24 protein-coding genes are annotated in these 23859 nt (G+C 72.1%); 14 read left to right on the forward strand and 10 right to left on the reverse strand.

Translation table 11 applies throughout. From position 1 onward, the window contains the following. Positions 1-154 precede the first annotated feature (154 nt). Complete coding sequence (locus tag ACZ6S4_RS34315) at positions 155-1438, forward strand: hypothetical protein (RefSeq protein WP_465478892.1); 1284 nt, start codon at positions 155-157, stop codon at positions 1436-1438. Positions 1439-1595: 157 nt separating this feature from the next. Then, on the forward strand, positions 1596-2204 hold the full coding sequence (locus tag ACZ6S4_RS34320) for a LuxR C-terminal-related transcriptional regulator (protein ID WP_465478893.1): 609 nt from the start codon (positions 1596-1598) through the stop codon (positions 2202-2204). Between the two features lie 76 nt (positions 2205-2280). Here the strand turns inward: ACZ6S4_RS34320 and ACZ6S4_RS34325 are convergent, their stop codons facing one another. Beyond that, positions 2281-3480: a cytochrome P450 gene (locus ACZ6S4_RS34325; RefSeq protein WP_465478894.1), complete on the reverse strand. Its 1200-nt coding sequence runs from the start codon at positions 3478-3480 to the stop codon at positions 2281-2283. 78 nt (positions 3481-3558) lie between these two features. Beyond that, entirely contained in the window at positions 3559-4146 is a 588-nt protein-coding gene (locus ACZ6S4_RS34330; RefSeq protein ID WP_465478895.1) for a GNAT family N-acetyltransferase, read from the reverse strand. Between the two features lie 125 nt (positions 4147-4271). On the opposite strand from ACZ6S4_RS34330, the gene ACZ6S4_RS34335 reads away from it, so the two are divergent. After that, complete coding sequence (locus ACZ6S4_RS34335; RefSeq protein WP_465478896.1) at positions 4272-6281, forward strand: FAD-dependent oxidoreductase; 2010 nt, start codon at positions 4272-4274, stop codon at positions 6279-6281. A gap of 21 nt (positions 6282-6302) precedes the next feature. On the opposite strand, the gene ACZ6S4_RS34340 is transcribed toward ACZ6S4_RS34335, so the two are convergent. Continuing rightward, positions 6303-7487, reverse strand: a complete 1185-nt coding sequence (locus tag ACZ6S4_RS34340) for an MFS transporter (protein WP_465478897.1) — start codon at positions 7485-7487, stop codon at positions 6303-6305. Positions 7488-7656: 169 nt separating this feature from the next. On the opposite strand from ACZ6S4_RS34340, the gene ACZ6S4_RS34345 reads away from it, so the two are divergent. Then, on the forward strand, positions 7657-9030 hold the full coding sequence (locus tag ACZ6S4_RS34345) for a glycoside hydrolase family 43 protein (RefSeq protein ID WP_465478898.1): 1374 nt from the start codon (positions 7657-7659) through the stop codon (positions 9028-9030). A gap of 110 nt (positions 9031-9140) precedes the next feature. Here the strand turns inward: ACZ6S4_RS34345 and ACZ6S4_RS34350 are convergent, their stop codons facing one another. The 3 genes from ACZ6S4_RS34350 to ACZ6S4_RS34360 form a co-directional block, all read right to left on the reverse strand. Further along, the gene (locus ACZ6S4_RS34350; RefSeq protein ID WP_465479024.1) at positions 9141-9629 is read right to left on the reverse strand and encodes a hypothetical protein; all 489 of its coding nucleotides are present in this window, start codon (positions 9627-9629) and stop codon (positions 9141-9143) included. A 208-nt stretch (positions 9630-9837) separates the two neighbouring features. Then, positions 9838-10968 carry an MAB_1171c family putative transporter gene (locus ACZ6S4_RS34355; protein ID WP_465478899.1) on the reverse strand — a complete coding sequence of 377 codons (1131 nt, stop codon included), beginning with the start codon at positions 10966-10968 and terminating at the stop codon, positions 9838-9840. Then, a complete protein-coding gene (locus tag ACZ6S4_RS34360) occupies positions 10968-11468 on the reverse strand; it encodes a hypothetical protein (protein ID WP_465478900.1) in 501 nt (166 codons plus the stop codon). Before ACZ6S4_RS34360 ends, ACZ6S4_RS34355 begins: the two co-directional genes overlap by 1 nt. A 51-nt stretch (positions 11469-11519) precedes the next feature. On the opposite strand from ACZ6S4_RS34360, the gene ACZ6S4_RS34365 reads away from it, so the two are divergent. After that, positions 11520-12554, forward strand: coding sequence for an FAD-dependent monooxygenase (locus ACZ6S4_RS34365; RefSeq protein WP_465478901.1), 1035 nt, complete (start codon positions 11520-11522; stop codon positions 12552-12554). A gap of 82 nt (positions 12555-12636) precedes the next feature. Then, the gene (locus tag ACZ6S4_RS34370; protein ID WP_465478902.1) at positions 12637-13188 is read left to right on the forward strand and encodes an RNA polymerase sigma factor; all 552 of its coding nucleotides are present in this window, start codon (positions 12637-12639) and stop codon (positions 13186-13188) included. A gap of 48 nt (positions 13189-13236) precedes the next feature. Here ACZ6S4_RS34370 and ACZ6S4_RS34375 read toward each other — a convergent pair whose 3' ends face one another. Further along, complete coding sequence (locus ACZ6S4_RS34375) at positions 13237-13806, reverse strand: hypothetical protein (RefSeq protein ID WP_465479025.1); 570 nt, start codon at positions 13804-13806, stop codon at positions 13237-13239. 196 nt (positions 13807-14002) lie between these two features. Here ACZ6S4_RS34375 and ACZ6S4_RS34380 point away from each other — a divergent pair, with 196 nt between their 5' ends. The 6 genes from ACZ6S4_RS34380 to ACZ6S4_RS34405 all read left to right on the forward strand — a co-directional run bounded on the left by ACZ6S4_RS34380 (position 14003) and on the right by ACZ6S4_RS34405 (position 20643). Further along, positions 14003-14644, forward strand: coding sequence for a response regulator (locus ACZ6S4_RS34380; RefSeq protein WP_465478903.1), 642 nt, complete (start codon positions 14003-14005; stop codon positions 14642-14644). Positions 14645-14731: 87 nt separating this feature from the next. Next, on the forward strand, positions 14732-15406 hold the full coding sequence (locus ACZ6S4_RS34385; RefSeq protein WP_465478904.1) for an SRPBCC family protein: 675 nt from the start codon (positions 14732-14734) through the stop codon (positions 15404-15406). A gap of 84 nt (positions 15407-15490) precedes the next feature. Continuing rightward, positions 15491-17872: a phosphoketolase family protein gene (locus ACZ6S4_RS34390; protein ID WP_465479026.1), complete on the forward strand. Its 2382-nt coding sequence runs from the start codon at positions 15491-15493 to the stop codon at positions 17870-17872. 112 nt (positions 17873-17984) lie between these two features. Next, on the forward strand, positions 17985-18266 hold the full coding sequence (locus ACZ6S4_RS34395; protein ID WP_465478905.1) for a hypothetical protein: 282 nt from the start codon (positions 17985-17987) through the stop codon (positions 18264-18266). Between the two features lie 95 nt (positions 18267-18361). Continuing rightward, complete coding sequence (locus tag ACZ6S4_RS34400; RefSeq protein WP_465478906.1) at positions 18362-19408, forward strand: SGNH/GDSL hydrolase family protein; 1047 nt, start codon at positions 18362-18364, stop codon at positions 19406-19408. Beyond that, positions 19405-20643, forward strand: a complete 1239-nt coding sequence (locus tag ACZ6S4_RS34405) for a cellulose binding domain-containing protein (RefSeq protein WP_465478907.1) — start codon at positions 19405-19407, stop codon at positions 20641-20643. The genes ACZ6S4_RS34400 and ACZ6S4_RS34405 overlap by 4 nt, the downstream gene beginning before the upstream one ends. Before the next feature lie 46 nt (positions 20644-20689). Here the strand turns inward: ACZ6S4_RS34405 and ACZ6S4_RS34410 are convergent, their stop codons facing one another. Beyond that, positions 20690-20992, reverse strand: coding sequence for a hypothetical protein (locus tag ACZ6S4_RS34410; RefSeq protein WP_465478908.1), 303 nt, complete (start codon positions 20990-20992; stop codon positions 20690-20692). 191 nt (positions 20993-21183) lie between these two features. Here ACZ6S4_RS34410 and ACZ6S4_RS34415 point away from each other — a divergent pair, with 191 nt between their 5' ends. Next, positions 21184-21978, forward strand: coding sequence for a hypothetical protein (locus tag ACZ6S4_RS34415; protein ID WP_465478909.1), 795 nt, complete (start codon positions 21184-21186; stop codon positions 21976-21978). Positions 21979-22028: 50 nt separating this feature from the next. On the opposite strand, the gene ACZ6S4_RS34420 is transcribed toward ACZ6S4_RS34415, so the two are convergent. Next, positions 22029-22391, reverse strand: coding sequence for a DUF2203 domain-containing protein (locus ACZ6S4_RS34420; RefSeq protein ID WP_465478910.1), 363 nt, complete (start codon positions 22389-22391; stop codon positions 22029-22031). A 64-nt stretch (positions 22392-22455) separates the two neighbouring features. On the opposite strand from ACZ6S4_RS34420, the gene ACZ6S4_RS34425 reads away from it, so the two are divergent. Beyond that, positions 22456-22998 carry an AAA family ATPase gene (locus tag ACZ6S4_RS34425; RefSeq protein ID WP_465478911.1) on the forward strand — a complete coding sequence of 181 codons (543 nt, stop codon included), beginning with the start codon at positions 22456-22458 and terminating at the stop codon, positions 22996-22998. Positions 22999-23017: 19 nt separating this feature from the next. On the opposite strand, the gene ACZ6S4_RS34430 is transcribed toward ACZ6S4_RS34425, so the two are convergent. Next, positions 23018-23857 (reverse strand): patatin-like phospholipase family protein, encoded by an 840-nt coding sequence (locus ACZ6S4_RS34430; RefSeq protein WP_465478912.1) that lies wholly within the window; start codon positions 23855-23857, stop codon positions 23018-23020. Positions 23858-23859 lie beyond the last annotated feature (2 nt).

Raw genomic sequence — 23859 nt, forward strand, 5'->3', positions numbered from 1 at the left:
TTCGATCTTTCCAGCTGCTCGGCCGAGTTTCGCGGTGGTGGTGGGGCGGTGTCAGCCTCCGATTGGTGGGTAGGAATACATCGATTGCCGGAACGAATGATCTGCTGGGGGTTTGACGGTGCGCCGGAGTGTCGCTGAAGCAGCAGCTCAGCGCATGTCCCGGCTGCTGTTGATGATCGGTCTGATCATTGCCGCCTACTTCGGCCTGGGCCTTTTCGATCACGCGGCCCGCGCCGATGCAGGTGCTGTTGACCAGGGCGGGGTGGCTCCCGCCGCAATTGGCGACGATCTGGCCGACAACGCGAAAAGGACCCGTTCGGCGCCGCTGATCTCGGTTCCGAAGATCCATGAGGGTAGATCCGCGAAATCCGATGCGCGAATCCCGGTTCCGGAAGGGCGCAAGGCCTCTGCCGGGCAGGCGCCGAGGCGGAAGGTCTCGGCCGCACGCGGACGGGCACAGCACACTTCGCGCCCGAAAGTGGACGGCCGGAAGATCGGCCATTCCCCGGCGGAGTCGCTTCCGGCTTCTCGGAAGAATGCTGCTTCTGAGCCACGGACCGCTTCGGGTCCGAAGGTGGACCGACCCAAGACCATCGCTCCCGAACGGCACGCGCCGAAGGTCCTGGGTGCGAAGGCGGCAGGCCGCGCGGCTGCCGCCTCCAGAGTGGAAGCACGGAAATCTCCCGAGGTCCCCACTGCAAGCCCGCCCGCGCTGCCTGCGTCGCCCGCACTGCCGGCATTGCCCATCGCGCCGGCGCGGCCTGCTCCGACTGCGCTGCCCGCGTTGCCGGTCCTGCCCGCGTTGCCGGTCCTGCCTGCGTTGCCGGTCCTGCCTGCGTTGCCGGCCCTGCCGGCGTTGCCGGTCCTGCCCGCGCCACCGGTCCTGCCCGTCGCGCCTGCGTTGCCGGTGCCTCCGGCCCTGCCCTCGCTGCCGGCCCTGCCCACCCTCCCGGCAGCGCCCGCCCTGCCGCCCATGCCCGCGCCACCCGTCCTGGCTGAAATCCCACTGGCGCCCGCAACACCGGCAGACCTGCTTCTCCCCACAGTCTTGACGCCCGCGGCCCAGGAGCAGCTCCAGGCGCAGAACATCACCACCGAGCCGCTGCCCGTGCCTACCCCCACCCGGACCTCGGCCCTGCGGCAGGCGGGCCCGATGCCCGCATTCGGCCTGCGTGACGCACCCACCGCGACCACAGCCGACCGCGCCAGCACCAGGCCGCCGGCAGCGCCCTGGTCCGATCCGCTGCCCGTCGGACCGCACCAGCCCGTCGACTCCGCCGGGGCGGGCCACGTCCGCGATTCCGGCGGCGCCGGCTCGCCCACGACGGGCACCGTCCCGTCGTCCTGGCGACCGGAGACCGCCACCGGCGGTTTCTGCCCGGCCGATGACGCCACCGCCTACGGGCGGACTGTCCGCTACAGCGGACCTCCCAGCTGATCGCCCTCCCTCCGGGGACAGGAAACAGGCCCACGCCGGTCCTTCGACGGACCAGCGGTCGGCCGTCCGCCGGCTTCCACGCTCCGCCCGCCACCGTGGCCGAGACCGGATGCCGGCATTCCCACCGCGAAGCTTTGACCCTGGCTGGGAGGCCGTTGTGATCCGCATTCTGCTCGCCGAACCCGTCAATCTGTTGCGTGGCGCTCTCGCCGCGACGTTGTCGCTGGAGGAGGATTTCGAGGTGGTCGCCGAGCTGGGCTGCCTCGATGAGGCGCTGGACAGGGCGCGGGCCGTTCCGCCGGATGTCGCCGTCGTCAATGTTGATCTGCTGGCCGATGACGGGCTGCGTACCATCGAGAAGCTCATCGCCGAGCAGCCCCGGTGCGCCATGCTGGTGCTGGCCGGGCCGGATGCCGCCGGGCGGCTCAGCCGGGCACTGGATGTTCATGTCCGGGGTGTTGTCGGCATGCACGCCGCGCCCGGTGAGCTGGTGCGGGGCATCCGGCGGCTGGCCCGCGGCGAACGGGTGATCGACGCCGGCCTGGTCTTCGCCATGGTGGCCGCCCCGCGCAGTCCGCTGTCGCCGCGGGAGCTGGACGTCCTCAGCGTTGTCGCATCGGGGGCGCCTGCGGACGAGGTCGCCGCGAAGCTGCGTCTGGCGCCGGGGACCGTTCGGAACTACATCTCAGCCGTGCTGCGCAAGACCGGCGCGCGCAGCCGGTTGGAGGCCGTCCGGCTGGCTGAGGAAGCGGGCTGGTTCCGGTGACGGCACGTCCCGGTGGCCGGCGATCTCGCCGGCCGCCGGGTCGCGGCGAACCAGGTGGCCTCGGGCCGTGCGCTGGTCAGGCAGTCGTGGGTCGGTAGGTCACCGGGAGGCGCACCGGGCCGTAGACGGCCTCGGTGGGAGCCAGCCATTCCGCCTCGCCGGCCGAGGACAGGCCGCGCATGTGGGCGGCGAGCCGGGGGAGTGCCTCCTGCAGCTCTATCCGGGCCAGGGCCGCGCCCAGGCAGTAGTGGATGCCGCCGCCGAAGGTGAGCTGCCCGGAGGGTTCGCGGCCGATGTCGAAGGTGTCGGCGCGGGCGAAGACGGCGCTGTCGCGGTTGGCGGACCCGGTGATCGGCAGCAGGCACGTCCCGGCCGGGAACACCGTGCCGGACAGCTCCACGTCGGACTTGGCGATCCGCGGTACGCCCAGCAGCGCCGACGGGCAGAACCGGACGACCTCCTCGGCGGCGTTCGCGGCCAGCTCCGGCCGGTCGGCCAGCAGGCTCCACTGATCCGGGTACGCGATGAAGGTGTCGATCGCCTGGGCCAGCTGGAACTGCACCGTTCCCTGACCGGCGGACAGCATCGTGATGACCATGGCGCGCAGCTCGGCGTCGTCGAGCAGCTCGCCGGACTCCTCGGCCAGGATCAGCGCGCTCAGCAGGTCCTCACCCGGTGCCCGGCGGCGAGCCTCGATCAGCCCGTCGATGAACAGGTTGAGGCTGCGCACGGCGGTCTCGATCCGCCCGGCGTGCTGGGCCACGCTGAAGCCGAAGATGAGCCCGACGTCGTGCGCCCACTGGTTGACCTGCGCGCTGTCGCCCTCCGGGATGCCGATGAACTCACACACCACCCGCAGGCTGTACGGCTCGGCGAACGCTTCCACGAAGTCCACCCTGTCGGTGCCGGCCAGGGCGGCGATCAGCTCCTCGGCGCAGGCCCGCACGGCCGGGCGGAAGTCCTGCACCCGCCGTACCGTGAAGGCCTTGCTCACCAGCCGGCGCAGCCGCTGATGGTCCTCGCCGTCGGCGTTGAGCAGGAAGCTGCGCATCGTCTCGACCAGCGGCCCGTCGGTGATGCCCTGCAGCGCCAGAAAGTCCACCCCGGGGGTACGCAGCTGACGCATGCCCAGCAACGCCTGCACCGGCTCGTGGCGCAGCACGGCCGGGCCGACCGGGGACTGGGCCCACCAGCTCTGCTCGCGCAGGGCGGCCAGCGCCTCGTGCGGCCGGGAGCGGAACTCATCGCCGTACAGGTCAAGAACCGGTGTCGACACGGGGTCCGCCTTCGTCCCGGCGGCCCGCCCACCGGGCCGGTTGTCCCCGAGCATAGGGGCGCCCGGCGCCGACTCGTGTCACCCGGAATCGGTATTGCGGGACGCCCACATCTCCCTGGTCATCTCGTACTCGACCTCGCCCAGGTCCGCTCCCGGCAGCGGGTCGTCCCAGACCGGGAAGTACGTCCGCACGTGGCGCAGGCCGACCGCGGCCATCACGCCCCTCGACGCGGCGTTCACCGCCATGGTCTGCGCGATCACCCGGGTCTGCCCGACGGTCTCGAAAGCGTGCGCCAGCAGCGCCCGGGACGCCTCGCCGGCCAGGCCCTGCCGCCAGTGCCGGCGCAGCAGGCGGTAACCGAGCTCGGCGACGGCCGGATCGTCGGGCTGGTCGGGACCGTGCGCCGGCGGCAGCATCATGAGCCCGACGAACTCGTCCTCGTCGCCGGTGGACCGGTACGCCATCCAGTAGCCCAGCCCGTCCACCTTGCGCCCCAGCGCCATCCGCCCGGCGTGGGCGGCGACGACCTCCTCGCGCGACCGCGCCCGGCCGAAGATGTAGCGCAACACCTCGGGGTCCGAGTCCAGCTCGACCTCCCGTTCGAGGTGCCGGTCCGCCAGGGGGACGAGCACCAGCCGCTCGGTCCGCAAGATCGGTTGTGGCATCCCGCCACGATCACACACCGTCCGAGGCGGCGCGAGGCGATTTCCGGCAGCTCCGCCGACCGTTGACAGTGGACTCGGCGGCTGATGAGGATGACGGGGTTCCGCTACCAGGGAGGCGCCCCGCCATGTCAGCTCACCTCAGCCGGCGTCACGTCCTGCGGATCGGCGGCGCGACCCTGGTGGTCACCGCGGCCGCACCGGCCCTGCCCGCGCTCGCGGCCGCCGCCGTGCAGGCCGACCTGGTCGTCTACGGCGGGACAGCGGCGGGTCTGGTCGCCGCGGTCCAGGCCCGGCGGATGGGCCGTACCGCCGTGGTCGTCGAGCCGGGCACGCACCTGGGCGGCCTGACCACCGGCGGCCTGGGCTTCACCGACAGCGGCGTCAAGGAGTCCATCGGCGGCATCGCCGGGGAGTTCTACCGCCGGGTGTACGCGAAGTACAACGGCACGGTCGTCACCCCCACCTCCCCGGCCCGGTTCACTTTCGAGCCGCACGTGGCCCGCGCGGTGCTGGACGACCTGCTGGCCGAGGCCGGGGTGCCCGTCTACCTCGGGGCCCGGCTGAGCTCGGTGACCCGTTCGGGCGCCCGGATCACCGAGCTGGTGACCGACAACGGCCAGGTGTTCCGGGGCCTGATGTACGTCGACGCCGGCTACGAGGGTGACCTGATGGACCGGGCCGGGGTCAGCTGGACGCTCGGCCGCGAGGCGAACACCGAGTACGGCGAGACGATCAACGGCGTGCAGCTGCGGGACAAGCACCAGTTCGACCGGCCCGTCGATCCGTACGTGGTCGCGGGCGACCCGGCCAGTGGGCTGTTGCCGGGCATCTCGGCGAGCCCGGTGGCCCCGAACGGCACTGCCGACGACCGGATCCAGGCGTACAACTTCCGGATGTGCCTGACCCGCGACGCCGGCCGTATCCCGTTCCCCAAGCCGGCCGGCTACGACCCGGCGGAGTACGAGCTGCTCCGGCGGTACATCGACGCCGGGTACGGCGGGCCGTTCTTCACCACGCAGAGTGTCGGTGGCGGCAAGACCGACTCCAACAACAACGGCGCGGTCTCGACCGACTTCATCGGGCGCAACTACGCCTATCCCACCGCCGGGTACGCCGCGCGCGAGGCGATGATCGCCGAGCACCGGACGTACCAGCAGGGCCTGATGTGGTTCCTCGCCAACGACCCGCGGCTGCCGGCCTCGATCCGCACCGCGACGGCGTCCTGGGGGCTGCCGGTCGACGAGTTCGCCGCTTCCGGCGGGTGGCCGCCGCAGCTCTACGTCCGTGAGGCGCGGCGGATGCGGTCGGCCTACGTGATGACCGAACGGGACTGCCGGGGGTCGACGCGCGCCGGTGATCCGGTCGGGCTGGCCAGCTACACCATGGATTCCCACAACTGCCAGCGGGTCGTCGTGGGCGGGGCGGTCCGCAACGAGGGCGACGTGCAGACCGGCGTGCCGGCGCCGTTCCCGATCAGCTACCGCTCGATCGTGCCGGACCCGGCGCAGTGCCCGAACCTGCTGGTGCCGGTGTGCCTGGCGGCGAGTCACATCGCGTACGGGTCGATCCGGATGGAACCGGTCTTCATGATCCTGGCCCAGTCGGCGGCGACCGCGGCGGTGCTCGCCATCGACGCGGCGGTACCGGTGCAGCAGGTGAGCTATCCCGCCCTCGAGGCCCGGCTGCGCCAGGACGGCCAGCTGCTGCGGTGGCCGCTGACCGGCACCGGCGAGGTCATCGTCGACAACGCCGCCACGACCGGGGTGACCCGGGCCGGCACCTGGGTCCGCAGCACCGCGACCGGCGGCTTCCACGGCCCGGACTACGAGCACGACGGCAACACGGCCAAGGGGGTCAACCGGCTGCGGTTCACGCCGGCCCTGCCCGCCGCCGGCGGCTACGCGGTGTACCTGCGGTGGACCGCGCACGAGAACCGGGCGGGCAACGTGCCGGTCGACGTCGTGCACAGCGGCGGCACCACGACCAGGACCGTCGACCAGCGGGTGGCCGGTGGTCAGTGGGTGTCGCTGGGCACGTTCACCTTCGCCGCCGGCAGCACCGGAAGTGTGCTGATCCGGACGGAGTCGACCACCGGCTACGTCGTCGCCGACGCCGTACGCTTCGTGCCGGCCTGATGCCGTACCCGGTCCGAGCTTTCACGGCACTGCCCGCGAGGGCGCCGCGACGGTGAGCCGCCGCAGCTGCCGGACCACCGGCAGGGTGAGCAGCAGTCCCAGCACCGGGACGAGGAACGCGATCCGCAGGCCGACCGGCTCGGACAGCAGGCCGAGCAGGACCGCGCCGATCAGCGCGCCGCCGTAGTTGAACAGGTTGACCCGGGCGATCACCTCGTCGCTGTTGCCGGGCACGGCGTGCCCGGCGGCGCTGAAGGCCAGCGGCACCAGCACGCCCACGCCGAGGCCGGTGAGGGCGAAACCGGCGACGGCCACCGCGACCGACGGGACCGCGACGACCAGGCCGCAGCCCACCGCGCAGACCAGCAGGGACGCGCCCGCGGCGGCGACCACGCCGGTGCGGGGCACGACATGGTCGCCGACCAGCCGGGAGACGAGCACCGCGACCTGGTACGCCGCGTAGCCCAGCGGCGCGACGGAGTCCGCGGCCGACAGCGAGTCGTGCAGGTACACCGAGCTCCAGGTGCTGACGGCCGAGTCGGCGAGGAACGCGGTGAAGATCAGCGCACCGCAGATGAGCACGACCCGCTTGCTGCCGTCGCGCGGGTGGCGGTGCCCGGTCAGGTCGGGCATGACGGTGCGGGCGGGCTCGTACCCGCGCCAGCCGGCCAGCGCCACCAGGAGCGCGAACCCGCCGGCGACGCCCACGGCCACGCCGGCGCCGGCCCCGCTCGCGACGAAGGCCGACATCAGCAGCGCGGCGACGAAGGCGGCGGCGGTGTAGGCGGCGAAGAGCCGGTTCATCACGCTGCGGCCCAGCCGGGCCTGGACGAGCACACCCTGCATGCTCAGCGAGGCGTCGACGGTGCCCAGGCCCACGCCGTACGCGATGAGAACGGCCACGAACACAGCCGTCGGGGTGTGGAACGTGGTGAGGCCGAGCGCGACGCCGATCGTCACCAGCCCGCCGGCCAGGGCGAAGCGGCTGCCCCACCGGGCCGCGACCGCGTCCGCGACCAGCGAGCCGCCGGCTGCCGCGACCACGACGAGCAGGAGGATCGCCGACACCAGGGCGTCGTCGAGACCTTGGCGCTCCTTGAACATCGGCAGCGCGGTGACGACCGCGGCGTACCCGAGGCCCTGCGCCGCGTAGCCCGCGCCGATCCACCGGGCCCGGGTGCCACCGGAGGGTTCCGCAGCTGTCATCCGGTTCCCGACCGAGAAACGATCTCCATGGCCGCACACTCTCGCACGCGCGCGCCGCGCCGTCGATAGGCGCAACGCCTCGCCGCCGGCCTTCTTGACAATCGCGCAACGTGACCGGAATCATTCAGTAACATCAATGTTACCGGTCACATCAAACTGTGAGGTGCTCGTGAGACGTCGTACTCTGCTGTCCGCGCTGGGGGTGAGCGCCGCCGCGGGTGCCCTGATCCGGCCCGGCGCCGCCCAGGCCGCCACCTACTCCGGCTACGCGATGGCCTACTTCACGGAGTCGCCGTCGATGAGCGCCGCCAGCTACAACCTGCACCTGGCGGTCAGCGGCGACGGCCTCGCCTGGACGCCGCTCAACCAGAACCGGCCGGTGGCGACGCCGACCGCGGGCAGCGGCGGGCTGCGCGACCCGTTCATCCTGCGCAAGCAGGACGGTACGTTCACCGTGCTGGCCACCGACCTCAACGGCACGAACTGGTCGTACCAGAGCCAGTACCTGCACGTCTGGGACTCCACGGACCTGCGCAGCTTCCGCAACTACCGGCTGCTCAAGGTGCACTCGCTGGCCACCCACGCCTGGGCCCCCGAGGCCTTCTGGGACGCCGCCCGCGGCCGCTACGCCGTGGTCTTCTCCGCCGTGGTCAACGGGCACAACGTGCTGATGGTCTCCTACACCGCCGACTTCGTCACCGCCTCGGCGCCGCAGGTCTTCTTCGACCCCGGCTACGACGCCATCGACGGCAACTTCGTCACGGTCGGCGGCGTCAACTACATGTACTACAAGAACAACACCAACAGCACGCTGCTGGGCACCCGGTCCACCTCGCTGAACCCGGGCAGCTTCAGCATCTACACCGGCCCTATCGGCCCCGGCCGCGGCGTCGAGGCGCCGCAGATCGTCAAGTCCAACAGCGCGAACGTCTGGTACATGTGGGGCGACACCTGGAGCCCGAACGGCCGGTTCTACTGCTGGCAGAGCGGCGACGTCGCGGGTGGCTCGTGGAGCCTGCTGAATGACCGCGCGTACACCCAGCCGCTGAACTCCAAGCACCTGGGCATCACCGCGATCACCGCCGCCGAGCTGTCCGGGCTCACCGCGACCTGGGGCACGCCGTCCTGGAGCCGGCTCAAGTCGTACAACTTCCCGGACCGCTACGTGCGGCACGCCGACGGGGTGGGGCGTATCGACGCGTACCCGTTCGACCCGTACCAGGACCAGTTGTGGACGCTGGTGCCCGGCCTGGCCGACCCGGCCGGGGTGTCGCTGCGCTCGGTGAACTATCCCGACCGCTACCTGCGGCATGCGAACTACGCACTGGTGCTCGACGCGAACGACGGCACCAGCGGTTTCCAGGCCGACGCCACCTTCCACCGGGTCGCGGGCTGGGCCGACGCCGGCTGGACGTCGCTGCGCTCACACAACTTCCCGGACCGCTACGTGCGGCACAGCGGCTACGTGCTGCGGATCGACCCGATCACCGCCGGCTCGCCGGGCACCGACAAGCAGGACGCCACGTTCCACATCGGCTACTAGCCGATGGTGCAGACAAAGAGGCGCCGCTGCGAATTCCACGGGGGAAGAACTCGCAACGGCGCCGTACGACCAACTTAAACGACAACGCCCGGCGCTGTCTAACCGGTGGACTATCCACTTTCGGTCGTGTCGTCCTCGGTGCGCACCGATTCCGGCGTGGGCGGGGTGCCGGGAGCGGTCGGCTGGCCCAGGATGTCGAGCATCTGCAGCACCTGGCGGCGTACCGCCGGGGTCATGTCACCCGCCCGCATGGCGATCATGCGGACCTGCCGGTCGGCGAGCTTGCGGCGCAGCTCCCGGGCCTCCGGGTCGTCGCCGGCCGGGTCGTGCTCGCCGAGCAGGAACGAGGCGGTGACCGGCGCGCTGCCGGGGGCGCGCCGCTCGTCGAAGAACTTGGCGATCGCCTTGAGCACGGCGACGGTCGGGTTGGTGTTGGCCCCCGAGCGCAATGTGGCGAGATAGACACGCGAGACGCTGGTGTCGTGCGCCGGGTCGTCGGTGATCGCCCGGGCCACCTGCGGGGTCGAATACTCCCGGGTGCGCCCGCGGTCGTCGACCCAGGTGACGGTGGCGAACAGCTCGTTCAACCGGGCTGCCACCGTGGCCGGCGGCCGGCCTGCACTGTCGGACATGTCGTCGAGGCTCCCACGCCTGTCGTCTCCGGTTAACCGTCGGGGCCGCGGATCCGCCTTGACCGGTGTCAGCCGTTAAATATAGTGTCGCAAAGGAAATTGTGCGCCGACAGTGGACAACGCGGGCCCGTTCCGACCGATCACGGGGCGGCCGAGACCGGGCCCGCGCCTCACCTCACCTCACGGCGAGCTCCCGCGAGATCCCGACGAGCCGGCGGGCGTCGCTCTCCAGATCGTCGCCCCCGGGCACGAGGACGGGATCCGCGTCAACGACCGGGCCTTCCGCCTGCTTCGCGCGCAGGGCGCCGCGGATCGCGGCGGCCCAGTGCGCCTCGTCCCGCTGAGCGTCGGCGCGAGCCGCCGACACCTCGAAGTACGGCCCCAGCAGCACCAGCCCGTCACGGATCTCGACGACCCGCCGGTAGAAGCGGTAGTGGCTGCTGTCCCAGCCCAGCCGGCCGCGCCACGAGACGGCGGGCACACGACCCAGCACCAGCTGCGGGAACGCCTGATCCACTGCTGTCCACAGCGGCTCCAGCTGGCGGTAGTAGCGCCGGTGCGCGCGCCACAGCGGCACCGAGACCAGCATGCCGACGACCGCCGCGTAACTGACGCCGACCACGAACGCGAGCGCGCCCGCGGCGACCCCGGTCAGGTGGACGAGGGTGAAGACGCGTACGGCGGCCGGGGCCGGCTCGGTCGTGGCCTGGAGCAGAGCCAGCACCGACTTGGTGGCGTCGGCGATCAGGAAGGCGCAGACCGCCACGCTCAGGATGATCAGACCGCGGCGCAGCCGGGTGGTGCCGGCGGCGCGCACGTACGCGATCGACCAGCGCAGCGACTGCGCGTGCGCGTACGCCATGTAGCCGAGCACGGCCACGACGAACACGGTGGCGTGCGGGCTCGCGCCGTTGGCCGTCTCGGCGGGGTCGGCGCGCACCGCGGGCGGGGCCAGGGCCCAGGCCACGACCGCGATCAGGATCCCGGCTGCCAGCGGCGCGGCCTGCACGCGTACGGCGCGACGGGCAGCCCTCCCGCGCATGGAGTAGGTGAGGAACGCCAGCAGGAAGTACGCCGCGGCCATCGTGGCCACGTTGACCACGAGGCTGCGTACCCCGGCCCCGGCCCGGTCGAGCAGCGGCTCGAGCGGCGGCAGATTGGCCGTGAAGCTCAGGGTCGCGCTCACCACGCAGGCCGCCACCGCGCGCAGCGGCAGATCCTCCGGCGCCCGCCAGAGCTGGACGACCTTGTTGAGCACGCCGATCCACAGCGCCGCGGCGATGACAGCGAGCAGGACGGGCGCCACTACAGCCAGCCCTGGTGGTGCGACAGCGACGAGCCGAGCCGCTCGGCACCGCCGGGATAGAGCGGATTGAGGACGCTGGCCCACTCCAGGATGACGGTGGCGATCAGCTCCGCCTCCCGCTCGTAGGCCGAGTCGTAGCAGGTGCGGCGCAGCGCCCGGGTGCCGCCGCCGGGGCGCTCGTCCGGGGTGAGCGCCTCCCAGGCCTGGTCATCACCCTCGTCGCTGGGGTGATCGGCGATGATGTGCCCGATCTCGTGCAGGATGATGTGGTCCTGGTGCGGACGCGTCGTCTGCTGCTGGTAGAAGATGACGTCCATGGATTCCGTCATGAACCAGAGCCCGAACGGCCCTGGCACCTTGATCGGATGGTCCACCAGCCGGATCGGGCGGCCCCGCTGCCGGGCCAGCCGCGCGCACAGCTCCCGGACGTCCAGGGGCGGCCGCACATCCAGCTCGCGCAGCAGCGTCCGGCACCGCCTGCGCAGCCTGCGATCGCTCACCTCGCCCGCCCCCTCGTCGCCGGTGAAGTCATCGAAGGATATCCAACAATCATGACGAAAGTACTCATCGCCGGCGGCGGCGTCGCCGGCGCCGCGACCGCGCTCGCTCTGCACCAGGCGGGGATTCCCTCGATCGTGAACGAGGCACACCCGTCCGGCGGGGACGACGCCGGCGCCTTCCTGACCGTGATGGCCAACGGGATGGCCGCGCTGGACTCGATCGGCGCCGGCCCGGCCGTCATGGCGGCCTCCTACCCGGCCGCGGCGGTGGAGCTCTTCAACGCCGAGGGCGCGCACCTGCAGCACCGGGCGATCGAGGGTACGGCGCGCACCCTGAGCCGCGCGGCCCTCTACAGGGCGCTTCAGGATCTGGCGATCTCCCGGGGCATCCCGGTCCTGCACGGCAAGCGGCTGACCGATGCCGCGACCGTCGACGGTGGCATCGAGGCCCGCTTCGCCGACGGCACGTTCGCCCGGGGCGACGTCCTGGTCGGGGCCGACGGCATCCACTCACCGACCCGCCGCCTCATCGACCCGCAGGCCCCGACCCCGCGCTACACCGGCCAGCACGTCGTCTACGGCTACGCGGACGGCAACCCGGCCGGCAGCGCGCCGGAGGCGTACCACATGGTCTTCGGCGCCCGCGCCTTCTTCGGCTTCACGGCTCCCGGCGACGGGCGCACCTGGTGGTTCGCCCGCCTCACCGGCGACAGCCGCCCCGCCGGGACGACGGCCACGCAGTGGCGCCAGCTGGTCCTCGACGCCGTACGCGACGACGCCACCCCCGCGGCGGCGATCATCGAGGCGACCGGCGGGGACGTCGTGGGCGGCGACTCCTACGACATCCCGACGACGCCGAGCTGGCACAACGAACGGATGGTGCTGGTGGGCGACGCCGCGCACGCCGCGTCCCCGGCGGCGGCCCAGGGCGCGTCGATGGCTCTCGAGGACGCCGTCGCGCTGGCCGCCGCTCTGCGGGAGCACCCGGAGCCCGCCACGGCGTTCGCCGCGTACTCGGCACGGCGCCGCGCGCAGACCGAGGAGACGGTGGCGGCCAGTGCCCGGATGGGCCGGCCGAGCGCCTGACATTCCCCCTCGATCTGCCGCATAGTGACGGGGGTCACCTCAAGCGCAGAACCGTGGACAGCCGGGAGTCGTCTTGCGTGGTGTGAGACGAAGCTGGGACGCGGTCGACGAGGAGACCCTCGTGCGCCGGACGGCCACCGGGGACCGGCCCGCGTTCGACGAGCTGTACCGCCGCACGTCGCCGTGGCTCGCGGCCCGGCTGCGACGCCGGTGCGCCGACGAGGACGTGGTCGCCGACGTGCTGCAGGAGACGTACCTGGCGGTCTGGCGGGCGGCGGGCAGCTTCGCCGGCGCGGCCACCGCGGGCAGCGCGGTGGGCTGGCTCTGGACGATCGCCGCGAACCGGCTGGTCGACGCGTTCCGTCGGCGGGCCCGGCACACCCAGCTGCCGGCGGTCCCGCTGACCGCGTCGACGGCGCCCGCCGCCGAGGACGAGGTCATGGCCGGGCGGATCGGTCAGGAGCTGGAGCAGGCCCTGCTGGTGCTGCCGGCCGAGCTGCGGGTGGTGCTGCGGTCGCTGGTTCTCGACGGGCTGTCCGTACGGGAGACGGCGCTGCTGCTGGGAGTGCCGGAAGGCACGGTGAAATCCCGCGCGCGGCGGGCCCGGATCGCCATGCGCGAGGCCCTGTCATAGCAGGCCGGGCGGTGTCCGTTACGGACGCCGCCCGACTGTCACTGCCGGCTACTTGAGCCAGGGGAGGCGCTGCACGATCGGCAGGCGGCTCCAGAACCGGCCGAGGCCGAGCGTGTCGCCGGCCGCGGTGAGGACGAGGAGGACCAGGACGCCCGCGTAGATGAGGTGGTCGTCCATGAAGGGGTTGTTCTCGGGCGGCAGGACGGCGGTCCACATGAGGACCAGCATCAGCGAGCCGGCGGCCGCGGCGAATCGCATGCCGATCCCGGCGATCAGGGCGATGCCGATGCCGGCCAGGCCGAGCATGAACAGGGTGTCGGCCCAGGCCGCGCCGGCGAAGCTGTGGTAGAAGCCCTCGAACGGGCCGCTGACGGCCTTGCCGAGGAAGCCCTTGGTGGGGCTGCCGCCGTTGATCCAGGCGTTGGCCGACGGGGTAGAGTGCCCCAGCCCGAAGAGCTTGTCGAGGAAGGCCCAGAGGAAGACCCAGCCGAGCGCGAGCCGCAGACCGGCGAGCACGTAGCGGGTCGCCCGCTGCGCGGTGCTCTCGGTGGTGGTGTCGACGCCCGCCGCTGTGGTGCCCCTGCGGCCGGTGGAGGTGAGGTGGGTGGCGGCGGTCATGATGTCCACGTCCTTTCCGATCCTGGCTGACACCTCTATTCAGCTCCGCGGCCGGCCCCGGCAGCAGAGGCCGCGGACCGGCCGGGCCGGGACTTCGGGCCCTTTCGCCGGCGCGGACCGCGCCACGGCCACCCGTCCCACGCCGACAGGACCTCCGGCCCTTGGTCGCGGGACCTGCGCCCGGTAGGAAGGACACATGATTCGTGTCTTCCTGCTCGACGACCACGAGGTCGTCCGCCGTGGCCTGGCCGACCTGCTGCACGCCGCCGGGGACATCGAGGTGGTGGGGGAGTCCGGACTGGCGCAGGAGGCGACCCGCCGGATCCCGGCGCTGCGGCCGGACGTGATGGTCCTGGACGCGCGGCTGCCCGACGGCAACGGCATCGACGTGTGCCGCGACGTGCGGGCGGTGGACTCGTCGATCCGGGGGCTGATCCTCACCTCGTACGAGGACGACGAGGCGCTGTTCGCGGCGATCATGGCCGGCGCGTCGGGCTATGTGCTGAAGCAGATCCGCGGCACCGACCTGGTCGACGCGGTCCGCCGGGTCGCCACCGGCCAGTCGCTGCTGGATCCCGCGGTGACCCAGCGGGTGCTGGAGCGCATCCGGCACGGCGTGGAGCAGCCCCGGGAGCTGGCCTCGCTGACCGACCAGGAACGGCGAATCCTGGAGTTCGTGGCCGAGGGACTGACCAACCGGGAGATCGCCGGGAAGATGTTCCTGGCCGAGAAGACGGTGAAGAACTACGTGTCCAGCCTGCTGGCGAAGCTGGGCCTGGAACGGCGTACCCAGGCCGCGGTGCTGGCCACGAAGCTGCTCGGCGACCACCCGCGCTGACCGGGGTCACCACCGGCGGGCCGGACGGCCCTGGCGGTGCAGGCGTGCGCGGGCGCACGGTGAGGGCGGATGCGAAGGAGGAGGGCCATGAACCTCATCGTCAAAGGCCTGACCGGTGCGGCACTGCTAGCGGCCGTCGCCTACGGACCTCCGGCACGGCGGTGGTATCTGACCTGGGGAGCCACCCCGGCGGAGGTTGCCGCGCCGATGCCCGGTGACGAGCTGCTGGCCGGCCCGGACGTCGTCTCGACGCGCGCCGTCACGATCGACGCGCCGCCCGACGCCGTCTGGCCCTGGCTGGTGCAGCTGGGCAGCCACCGCGGCGGCGCCTACACCTACGACTGGATCGAGAACCTGTTCGGTCTCGACATGCACAGCGCCGACCGCATCCTGCCGCAGTTCCAGCAGCTTGCCGTGGGTGATGTGCTGCCGCTCGGCGCGGACGGGCCGGGCATGCGGGTGGAGATCTGCGACCGGCCCCGCACGCTGGCCTTCCGCTCCGCCGACGGGAGCTGGGTCTGGATCTTCGGGCTGGCCGCCGACCGGGGCGGGACCCGGCTGGTGAGCCGCAACCGGATCGCCGTGCCGCCGCGCTCGCCGGGCCGGCGGCTGGTCAGCCGCGTGGTGCTGGAGCCGGGCAGCTTGATCATGGAACGCAAGATGCTCACCGGCATCCGGGACCGCGCCGAGCAGGGGGCCGAAGGTCCCGTCGGCGACGTCCGTCGTCCTCTGAGCGCGGTGATCTCCGGGCCCCTAGATTGAGAATTGACCCAGTCAGCAGCAAACGGAAGGAACACCGTGACCGCCGTATCGGAACACCAGGCCGGCACCCGCGACGACGAGCTGGTGCGCGCCCTCGCCGCTCCGGACGACACGGAGATCGCCCAGCTGGACGCCTGGTGGCGGGCCAACAACTATCTGACCATCGGCCAGATCTACCTGGGTGGCAATCCGCTGCTGCGTGAGCCGCTGGCGCCCGAGCACATCAAGCCGCGGCTGCTCGGGCACTGGGGGACCAGCCCGGGTCTGTCGCTGATCTACGCGCACGTGTCGCGTCTGATCCGGCGTACCGGTCAGCAGTCGATCTATCTTGCCGGGCCCGGCCACGGCGGCCCGGCGCTGGTCGCCGCCGGCTACCTGGAGGGCACCTACAGCGAGATCTACCCGGACGTCTCCCAGGACGAGGCCGGCATGCTCCGGCTGTTCCGGCAGTTCTCCAGCCCGGGCGGCATCCCGAGCCACGTGTCGGTGACGACGCCGGGCTCGATCCACGAGGGCGGTGAGCTGGGGTACGTGCTGGTGCACGCGTTCGGCGCCGTGATGGACAACCCCGACCTGCTGGCCGTCGCCGTGGTCGGTGACGGTGAGGCCGAGACCGGCCCGCTGGAGGGCTCCTGGAAGGGCGTCTCCTTCATCAACCCGGCCCGCGACGGTGCGGTCCTGCCGATCCTGCACCTCAACGGGGCCAAGATCGCCGGGCCCACCGTGCTGGCCCGCAAGGACCCGGCCGAGGTGCGCGCGCTGCTGCAGGGCCACGGGTACGAGATCATCGAGGTCGGGGGCGAGGACCTGCCCGGCATGCACCACCGCTTCGCCGCCGCCCTCGCCGAGGCCTGGGGCAAGATCCGGGCCATCCAGCGTTCGGCCCGCGACGGCGAGTGGGACGGCACCCGGCCGCGCTGGCCGCTCATCATCCTGCGTTCGCCCAAGGGCTGGACCGGCCCGGCCGAGGTCGACGGCATCAAGGTGACGGGCACCTGGCGCTCGCACCAGGTGCCGCTTTCCGGTGTCCGCGACAACCCGGAGCACCTGGCCATCCTGGACACGTGGTTGCGCTCGTACCGCCCGGAGGAGCTGTTCGACGCCGACGGTGCGCCGACCGAGCTCGTGCGTGCCCTGGCCCCCGAGGGTGACCTGCGGATGAGCGCCAGCCCGCACGCCAACGGCGGCCGGCTCACCGAGGACCTGGACATGCCCGACTTCCGGGACTACGCCGTCGAGGTGCCGCGTCCGGCGGCCCAGCACGCCGAGTCGACCCGCAAGCTCGGCGAGCTGATGCGCGACATCTACGCGCGCAACCCGTACAGCTTCCGGCTGTTCTGCCCGGACGAGACGAACAGCAACCGCCTCGGTGCCGTCTTCGAGGTCTCCGACCGCGGCTTCATGGAGCACGTCACGGACGAGGACGTCAAGATCAGCCGGGACGGCCGGGTGATGGAGGTGCTCTCCGAGCACAACTGCCACGGCTGGCTGGAGGGGTACACGCTCACCGGCCGGCACGGCATGTTCGCCACCTACGAGGCGTTCGCGATGGTCAGCGCCTCGCAGACGGTCCAGCACGGCAAGTGGCTGCAGGAGGCCAAGAACCTGCCGTGGCGGGCCAAGGTGCCCAGCCTGAACGTGCTGCTGACCTCGACGGCCTGGCGCAACGACCACAACGGCTTCTCGCACCAGGGCCCGGGCCTGATCCAGGTGGTGCTGACCCAGCGCGGCGACGTGGCCCGGGTCTACCTGCCGCCGGACGCCAACACGCTGCTGTCGGTGGCCGACCACTGCTTCCGGTCCCGCTCGTACATCAACCTGATCGTCATCGACAAGCAGCCCCAGCTGCAGTTCCTCACCATGGACGAGGCGATCGAGCACTGCGCCCGCGGCGCGGGCATCTGGGAGTGGGCCGGCACCGACGACGGCAGCAGCGACCCGGACATCGTGCTGGCGTGCGCCGGCGACGTGGTGACCATGGAGACCGTGGCGGCGGCCCAGATCCTCAAGGAGAAGCTGCCCGGACTGAAGGTCCGGGTGGTCAACGTGGTCGACCTGATGACCCTGGTACGCCCGAAGGACCACCCGCACGGCATGAGCGAGACCATGTTCACCGAGCTGTTCACCGACACGGTCGACGTGGTCTTCTCCTTCCACGGCTACCCGGGCGCCATCCACCAGCTGGTGCACGGCCGCCCCGACGCCGACCGGTTCCGGGTCCGCGGCTTCATCGAGCAGGGCACGACGACCACCCCGTTCGACATGACGGTGCGCAACAAGGCATCGCGCTACCACCTGGTGATGGACGCGATCAACAACGCCAAGCGGCTGCCGCGCGGGGCCACCGAGCTCAAGACCTGGTGCGAGCAGCAGCTGGCCAAGCACGAGGCGTACGTGGTGGAGCACCTGGAGGACATGCCCGAGGTCCGCGACTGGTCCCTGGGCGACTGGGCCCAGCAGGGCTGACCCGGTCATCGCGGGAGGCGGCACCGGCTCCGGCCGGTGCCGCCTTCCGTGCAATGGGACGTTCGGCTCTGGTCTCTCAGGTCGAACGGAACCAAGATGGTGCCGGGAGGTGATGGCGACGATGATCTTCATGGTGCTGCTGACGATCACGCTGGCGGCCATCGTCGTGGCGACCGCCTGGTCGGCCGTCCGGAACGCGGACCAGGATGGCGCCGCCGAGCCGGCCGAGGCCGAGGTGGTGCCCGTGCCGGCGGTGCCGGAGACGCTGGAGGGTGTCCTGGCCCGGCAGCTGCTGGACGGCGAGATCACCGGGCCGCAGTACCGGCGGGCGGTGCAGCGGCTGGCCGAACGAGATGCGGACCGCTACCCGTTGTCCGTGCCCGGGGAGGACTGACCCCGGGCGGAGGTTCATTGACAGGCATCGAACGATGATTGACGATGAGGTCACCTCCTGATTGGGAGCGCTCCCAATCATGAGGAGTCGGCCCGGTGCGACGACGGCTGAAAGTCCTGGTCCTGGCCATCGCGGCACTGCTGTTCGCGCTCACCGGCTGGCTGCTCGCCCCGGCGGCGCAGGCGGCAGCGGGCGACGGCTCACCGCGCGACCCCAACATCGCCTTCTACGGGCGCTGGGACACCGCGAACCCCGCCGTCGTCGTGCCGCACTTCGCCGGCGCCTATCTCGTCACCGGCTTCACGGGCACCCGGGTCGCCCTGAGACAGCGGGCCGCGATCGACCTCTACTACAGCATCGACGGCGCCACCGATGTCTACCTGCGCAACGTCAGTGGCACGGTCAACCTCACCCCGACACCATTGCGGGCCGGTAACCACACATTGCGGGTCTCCTACCGCGTGGTCGCCGGGTCGTACCACGGTGACGCCGTCTTCCAGGGACTCGTGCTCGACAGCGGTGCCACCACGGTCGCCCCGCCCCGGCCCGCCCGGCTGGTCGAGTTCATCGGCGACTCGATCACCGTCGGCACCACCTCGTCGAAGAACGCGCTCACCGCGTACGGGTGGCTGACCGGTGAGCGGCTCGGCGCCGCGCACACGCAGATCGCCGAGGGCGGGGCCTGCCTGGTCAGCGCCGCGGACGGCTGCACCGGCATGGCCGACCGGTTCCTGCGCAACAACACCGCGGCCGGGTCACCGCTGTGGGACTTCTCCCGGTACCGGGCCGACGCCGTCGTGATCAACCTCGGCACCAACGACGTCGGGCACGGCGTCAGCAGCACCACGTTCCAGATCGTCTACACCCAGCTGTTGCGCGACATCCGCGCCAGATACCCGCAGGCGGCGATCCTGGCCCTGCAGACCTTCACCAGGCGGTACGCCGCACAGACCCAGGCGGCCGTGCAGACCGTCACCACCGCCGGCGACCGCAACACCTTCTTCGTGCCCACCGACGGCTGGGTGCCCGCCGGCGGACTGAGCGACAACGTGCACCCCAACGACGCCGGTCATCAGGCCGTCGCGGCCCGGCTCGCCCCGATCATCGCCGGCAAGCTCGCCCCCGCGGCGGTGACCCGATGACGGTCCCCCGGCGGCGCCTGGCCCTGCTCGCCGCCACGGTCGTGGTCGTGGCCGCCGGCGGTGCCGGCATCACTACGGCGCAGGCGGCCGCGGCCCCGGCCTGCCGCGTCGACTACACGATCACCAACCAGTGGGGTACGGGATTCGGCGCCGACGTCACCGTGACCAACCTGGGCGACGCGGTGACCGGATGGACGCTCGGCTGGACGACGGCGCCCGGTCAGGGCATCACCCAGGCCTGGAACGCCTCCGTCACCGCAGTCGGAACCGCGGTGACCGCCGCCGGCCTGAGCTACAACAGCGCGGTGGCGTCCGGGGCCTCCGTCAGTTTCGGATTCAACGGGACCCACACCGGCAGCAACCCCGTACCGGCGTCGTTCACCTTCAACGGCACCCCCTGCGCCGGTCCGGCCGGCACGCCGTCACCGACCAGCGGCACCGTTTCGCCGACCCCCGGCACACCGTCGCCGACGCCCTGCACCGGCCCGAGCACCCCGCCGGCCTCGCCGTCGGCACCGGCCGAGCGGGTCAAGATCTGGATGGCCGGCGACTCGACAATGGCGAACGCCAGCGCTTGCCCGGTCGGCTGGGGCAGCCAGTTCGCGCCGTACTTCACCAGCGACGTCACCGTGCAGAACAGCGCCGTCGGCGGCCGCAGCATCCAGACCTGGCTCTACGAAGGCAACGTCACCGGCACCAAGAACGCCGCCGGCGAGTGCATCGTCAGCCCGACCACCTACAGCTCGCGGTGGACCGCCATGCTCGATGCCACCAACGGGATGCGCGCCGGCGACTACCTGTTCATCCAGTTCGGTATCAACGACGGCGACTCCGCCTGCCCGCGCCACGTCGGCGCCGCCCGCTACCGGCAGCTGCTCGGCGTGATGGTGCAGGCGGCCAAGGACCGCGGCGCCAGACCGGTCCTGGTGACCCCGGTCGCGGCGATCACCTGCAGCGGCAGCACCGCGGTGGGCAACCGCGGGTTCCTCGCCGACACGCAGAGCGCCGCCACCACCCACGGCGTGCCGCTGATCGATCTGCACAAGCGCAGCGTCGCGTTGTACGACTCGCTGAAGCTGTGCCCGAACAACGGCGACTACACCGCCGGCGCGGTCGGTGCCTTCTTCTGCAACGACCACACCCACTTCGAGACTGCGGGGGCCCGGCAGATCGCCGCCCTGATCGCCGCCGCGCTGCGGGAACAGGGCATCGCGCTCGCGTCGTACCTGCGCTGACACCCGGACGCAGCGGCCGGGGCGCGCCGGCCCGGCCGCTGACCCGTCAGTCCTCGCCGTGATATACGCGCAGTTCGCGGCGCGTCTCGTGACGGCTCCGGCGGCGTTCGTCGCGGCGGAAGTAGTAGCCCGTGCACTCGCGGCAGCCGTTGTGCATGGTGTCGGCGAAGCGGGCGGTCACCACCCAGTAGCAACCCCGCTCGGGGCGGATGATCGGTGCGGCCGTGGCGTCGATCCGGTCCGGCAGCGTGCACGTCCCGAAGCGATGATCATGCTGCGGCCGGCAGGTCACCATCGGCCGCTCGGCCAGCTTCACCCACCACGGCCTGGTCTTGTCGGTCCTGCTCATACGGTCGCCTTTCGGCTCCGTGACACCCCGGGATGGGGCTGTCATGAGCACCGGGGCACCGTGATCACCTCCGACGTGGCCTGCGACGTCACCCCACGATACGACAGCCGGACGACCCCGATCGGGTACGGCCCGGCCTGTCGCACCGTTCCGCCTTGTCCACCGCCGCCGGCTCCGCTGCACTCGGCACCATGAACCTTCTGCGATCAGCGACGAGCGGGGCCGTGGCCGTGCTCGTCCTCGCCCTGGCCGGCCCCGCGGTGGCGGCACCACCGCCGGGCACCCTGGAACTGCGCTACGCCGGCGACCTGGTGAACGCCACCCAGGTCGCCGACAGCAGCGGCAAGGATCTGCACGGCAGCATCCTCACCGGCCGTGGCGGTGCCGTGACCTCGGTGGCCGGACCCGGCGGCGACCCGTTCCTGCGGTTCCCCGGCGGCAGCTGCACCGTCGCGCCGTGTCCACAGGCGATCATCCAGCCGGCCAGCAGCATCACGCTGGTCCCGGACGACGGCGGCGAGGGGCGGTTCGTGTTCGGCGCCGACATCCGCCTCACCGAGCCGCCGTCCCCGGCCGCCGGCATGAACGTCTTCCAGTTCGGCGCCGCCGGGGCGGGCGTCAGCCAGTGGAAGATGCAGGTCGACTACGGCCGGCCCTCGTGCCGGTGGTCGGACGGCACCCGCTTCGTCCTGCTGCCGGCCGGGCCCGAGAACTTCCAGCTGACGGTGGGCCGGTGGTACCGGGTGACCTGCGTACGGCTGTCCCCGGTGCTGTTCCAGATCCGCGTCCACGACCGTACGACCGGCCGTCAGGTGCTGCCGCCCGCGCAACAGACCGGTCCGCTGGACGACATCCTGCCCAGCGGTGCCGTGGTCATCGGCGGCAAGCGCATCCGGGCCACCCAGAGTGACGTCGACACCGACCAGTTCCACGGCGACCTCGACACCCTCGAGTTCGGCCGCCGGCAGCTGCCCTCCGACTCCTGAGCGTCCCGGCGCCGGCCGCTCGTCAGGGCAGCCGGTGCCGGCCGGTCGCCTCAGTGCAGCCGGCGCCGGCCTGCGAAACCCAGGTCGAGGCGGTGGTACCAGCCCAGCTCGGTCTCACCCTCGAGCCAGCACAGCAGTACCGGCACCCCGTCGAGGTCGGCGGGGAAGTCGATCAGCAGCGGCGCGACGCCCTTGAGCTCGGCCCCGGTCTCCTGCACCTCGGTCATCAGCTCGTTGAGCCGGGCCTCGGCGGCCTTCTGTTCGGGCAGCCCGCCCAGCGCCGACGGCGTGCCCCCGGTGGCCAGCGCGGCGGACAGCTCGACCATGTCGGCCCGGACGACGACCAGCTCGTCGAGCACCGGCCGCAGCCGGGCCAGCTCGATGCGGGCCTGCGCCGGCGTGAACAACCCCATGGCGGCAAGTCTGTCACCTAGGGTGGGCCGCGCAGCAGTGAGGTCCGGCCGCCGGGAGGCTCCAGTGCACGTGTCGTCCGCCGCGGCCGTCGTCATCACGGGCGCCATGGCCGCGGGCAAGTCGACTGTCGCGCAGGGGCTCGCCGGGCACTTTCCGCGCGCGGCGCACGTGCGCGGCGACGTGTTCCGCCGGATGGTCGTCTCGGGGCGGCACGAGCTCGCACCCGGGGCGTCGGCCGAGGCGACCGCGCAGTTGTGGCTGCGCTACCGGCTCACGACCACGGTCGCCGACGGTTATGCGCGGGCCGGCTTCACGGCCGTGGTCCAGGACGTGATCGTCGGGGCCGACCTCGCCCGCTACGTGGACCTGCTCGCCACCCGGCCCCGCTTCGTCGTCGTCCTCGCGCCCCGCCCGGACGTGCTCGCCCACCGCGAGCAGATGCGGACCAAGAAGGGGTACGGCGACTGGACCGTCGCGGCCCTGGACCACGCCCTGCGCACCGACACCCCGCGCCTCGGGCTGTGGCTCGACACGTCGCACCAGACGCCCGCGCAGACCGTGCAGGAGATCGTCGAGCGGCTGCCCGAGGCCCGGCTGCCGGACTGACCTCAGGCCGGCGCGATCCTCAGGGGCGCTGCCGGTTGCGCCAGGCCGTGCGGGCCTCGGCCACCTGCACCAGCGCCTGCACCAGGGGCAGGGACTCCTCGGCGGCGGCCTCGCCGGCCTGTTCGAACTCGCTCATCCGGGACAGCTCCCAGAACGCGTACGCGTCGACGTCGGGGGTCAGCACCAGGTCCGCGTCGCGGGCCAGCTGTCCCTCGACGCCGGGGTGCAGGGTGCTGACCGCCACCATGATCTGCACCATCGTCTTCGGCGGGCGGCGCGGCAGCGGGCCGGACACGTCCACCGCCACCACGATGTCGGCGCCCATGCTGCGGGCCAGGGCGGCCGGGACCATGTCGACCAGGCTGCCGTCGACCAGCAGCATGTCGTCGCGGCTGACCGGCGGGAAGACGCCCGGGATCGCCGAACTGGCCAGGACCGCGCTGGCCACCGGGCCCTCGTCCAGCACCACCCGCCGGGCGGTGGTGAGCTCGCAGGCCACCGTGGCGAACGGCAGGTCCAGCTCGGCGAAGGTGCGGCCGTCGAGTGTCTTGTCGAGGAAAGTGCCCAGCCGGGACGTCTCGAACAGCGACCGGCCGGTGATGCTCGGGCGCACGAGGCGCGTCCAGTGCAGGGTGCGGGCCAGCGCGGAGATGTCCGGCGTGCTCATCCCGGCGGCGTAGAGCGCACCGACCAGGGCGCCGGCGCTGCAGCCGGTGATCACCGACGGGGCCAGGCCGGCCTTGTCCAGGATGTTCAGCACGCCGATGTGGGCCGCGCCGCGGACGGCCCCGCCGCCGAGGGCCAGTCCGATGCGGACCGGTTCGGCCCCGGCCGGCGGATCCGGGTCTGTCAGCTCCATGC

It is taken from the genome of Actinoplanes sp. NPDC051405, assembly GCF_055586185.1.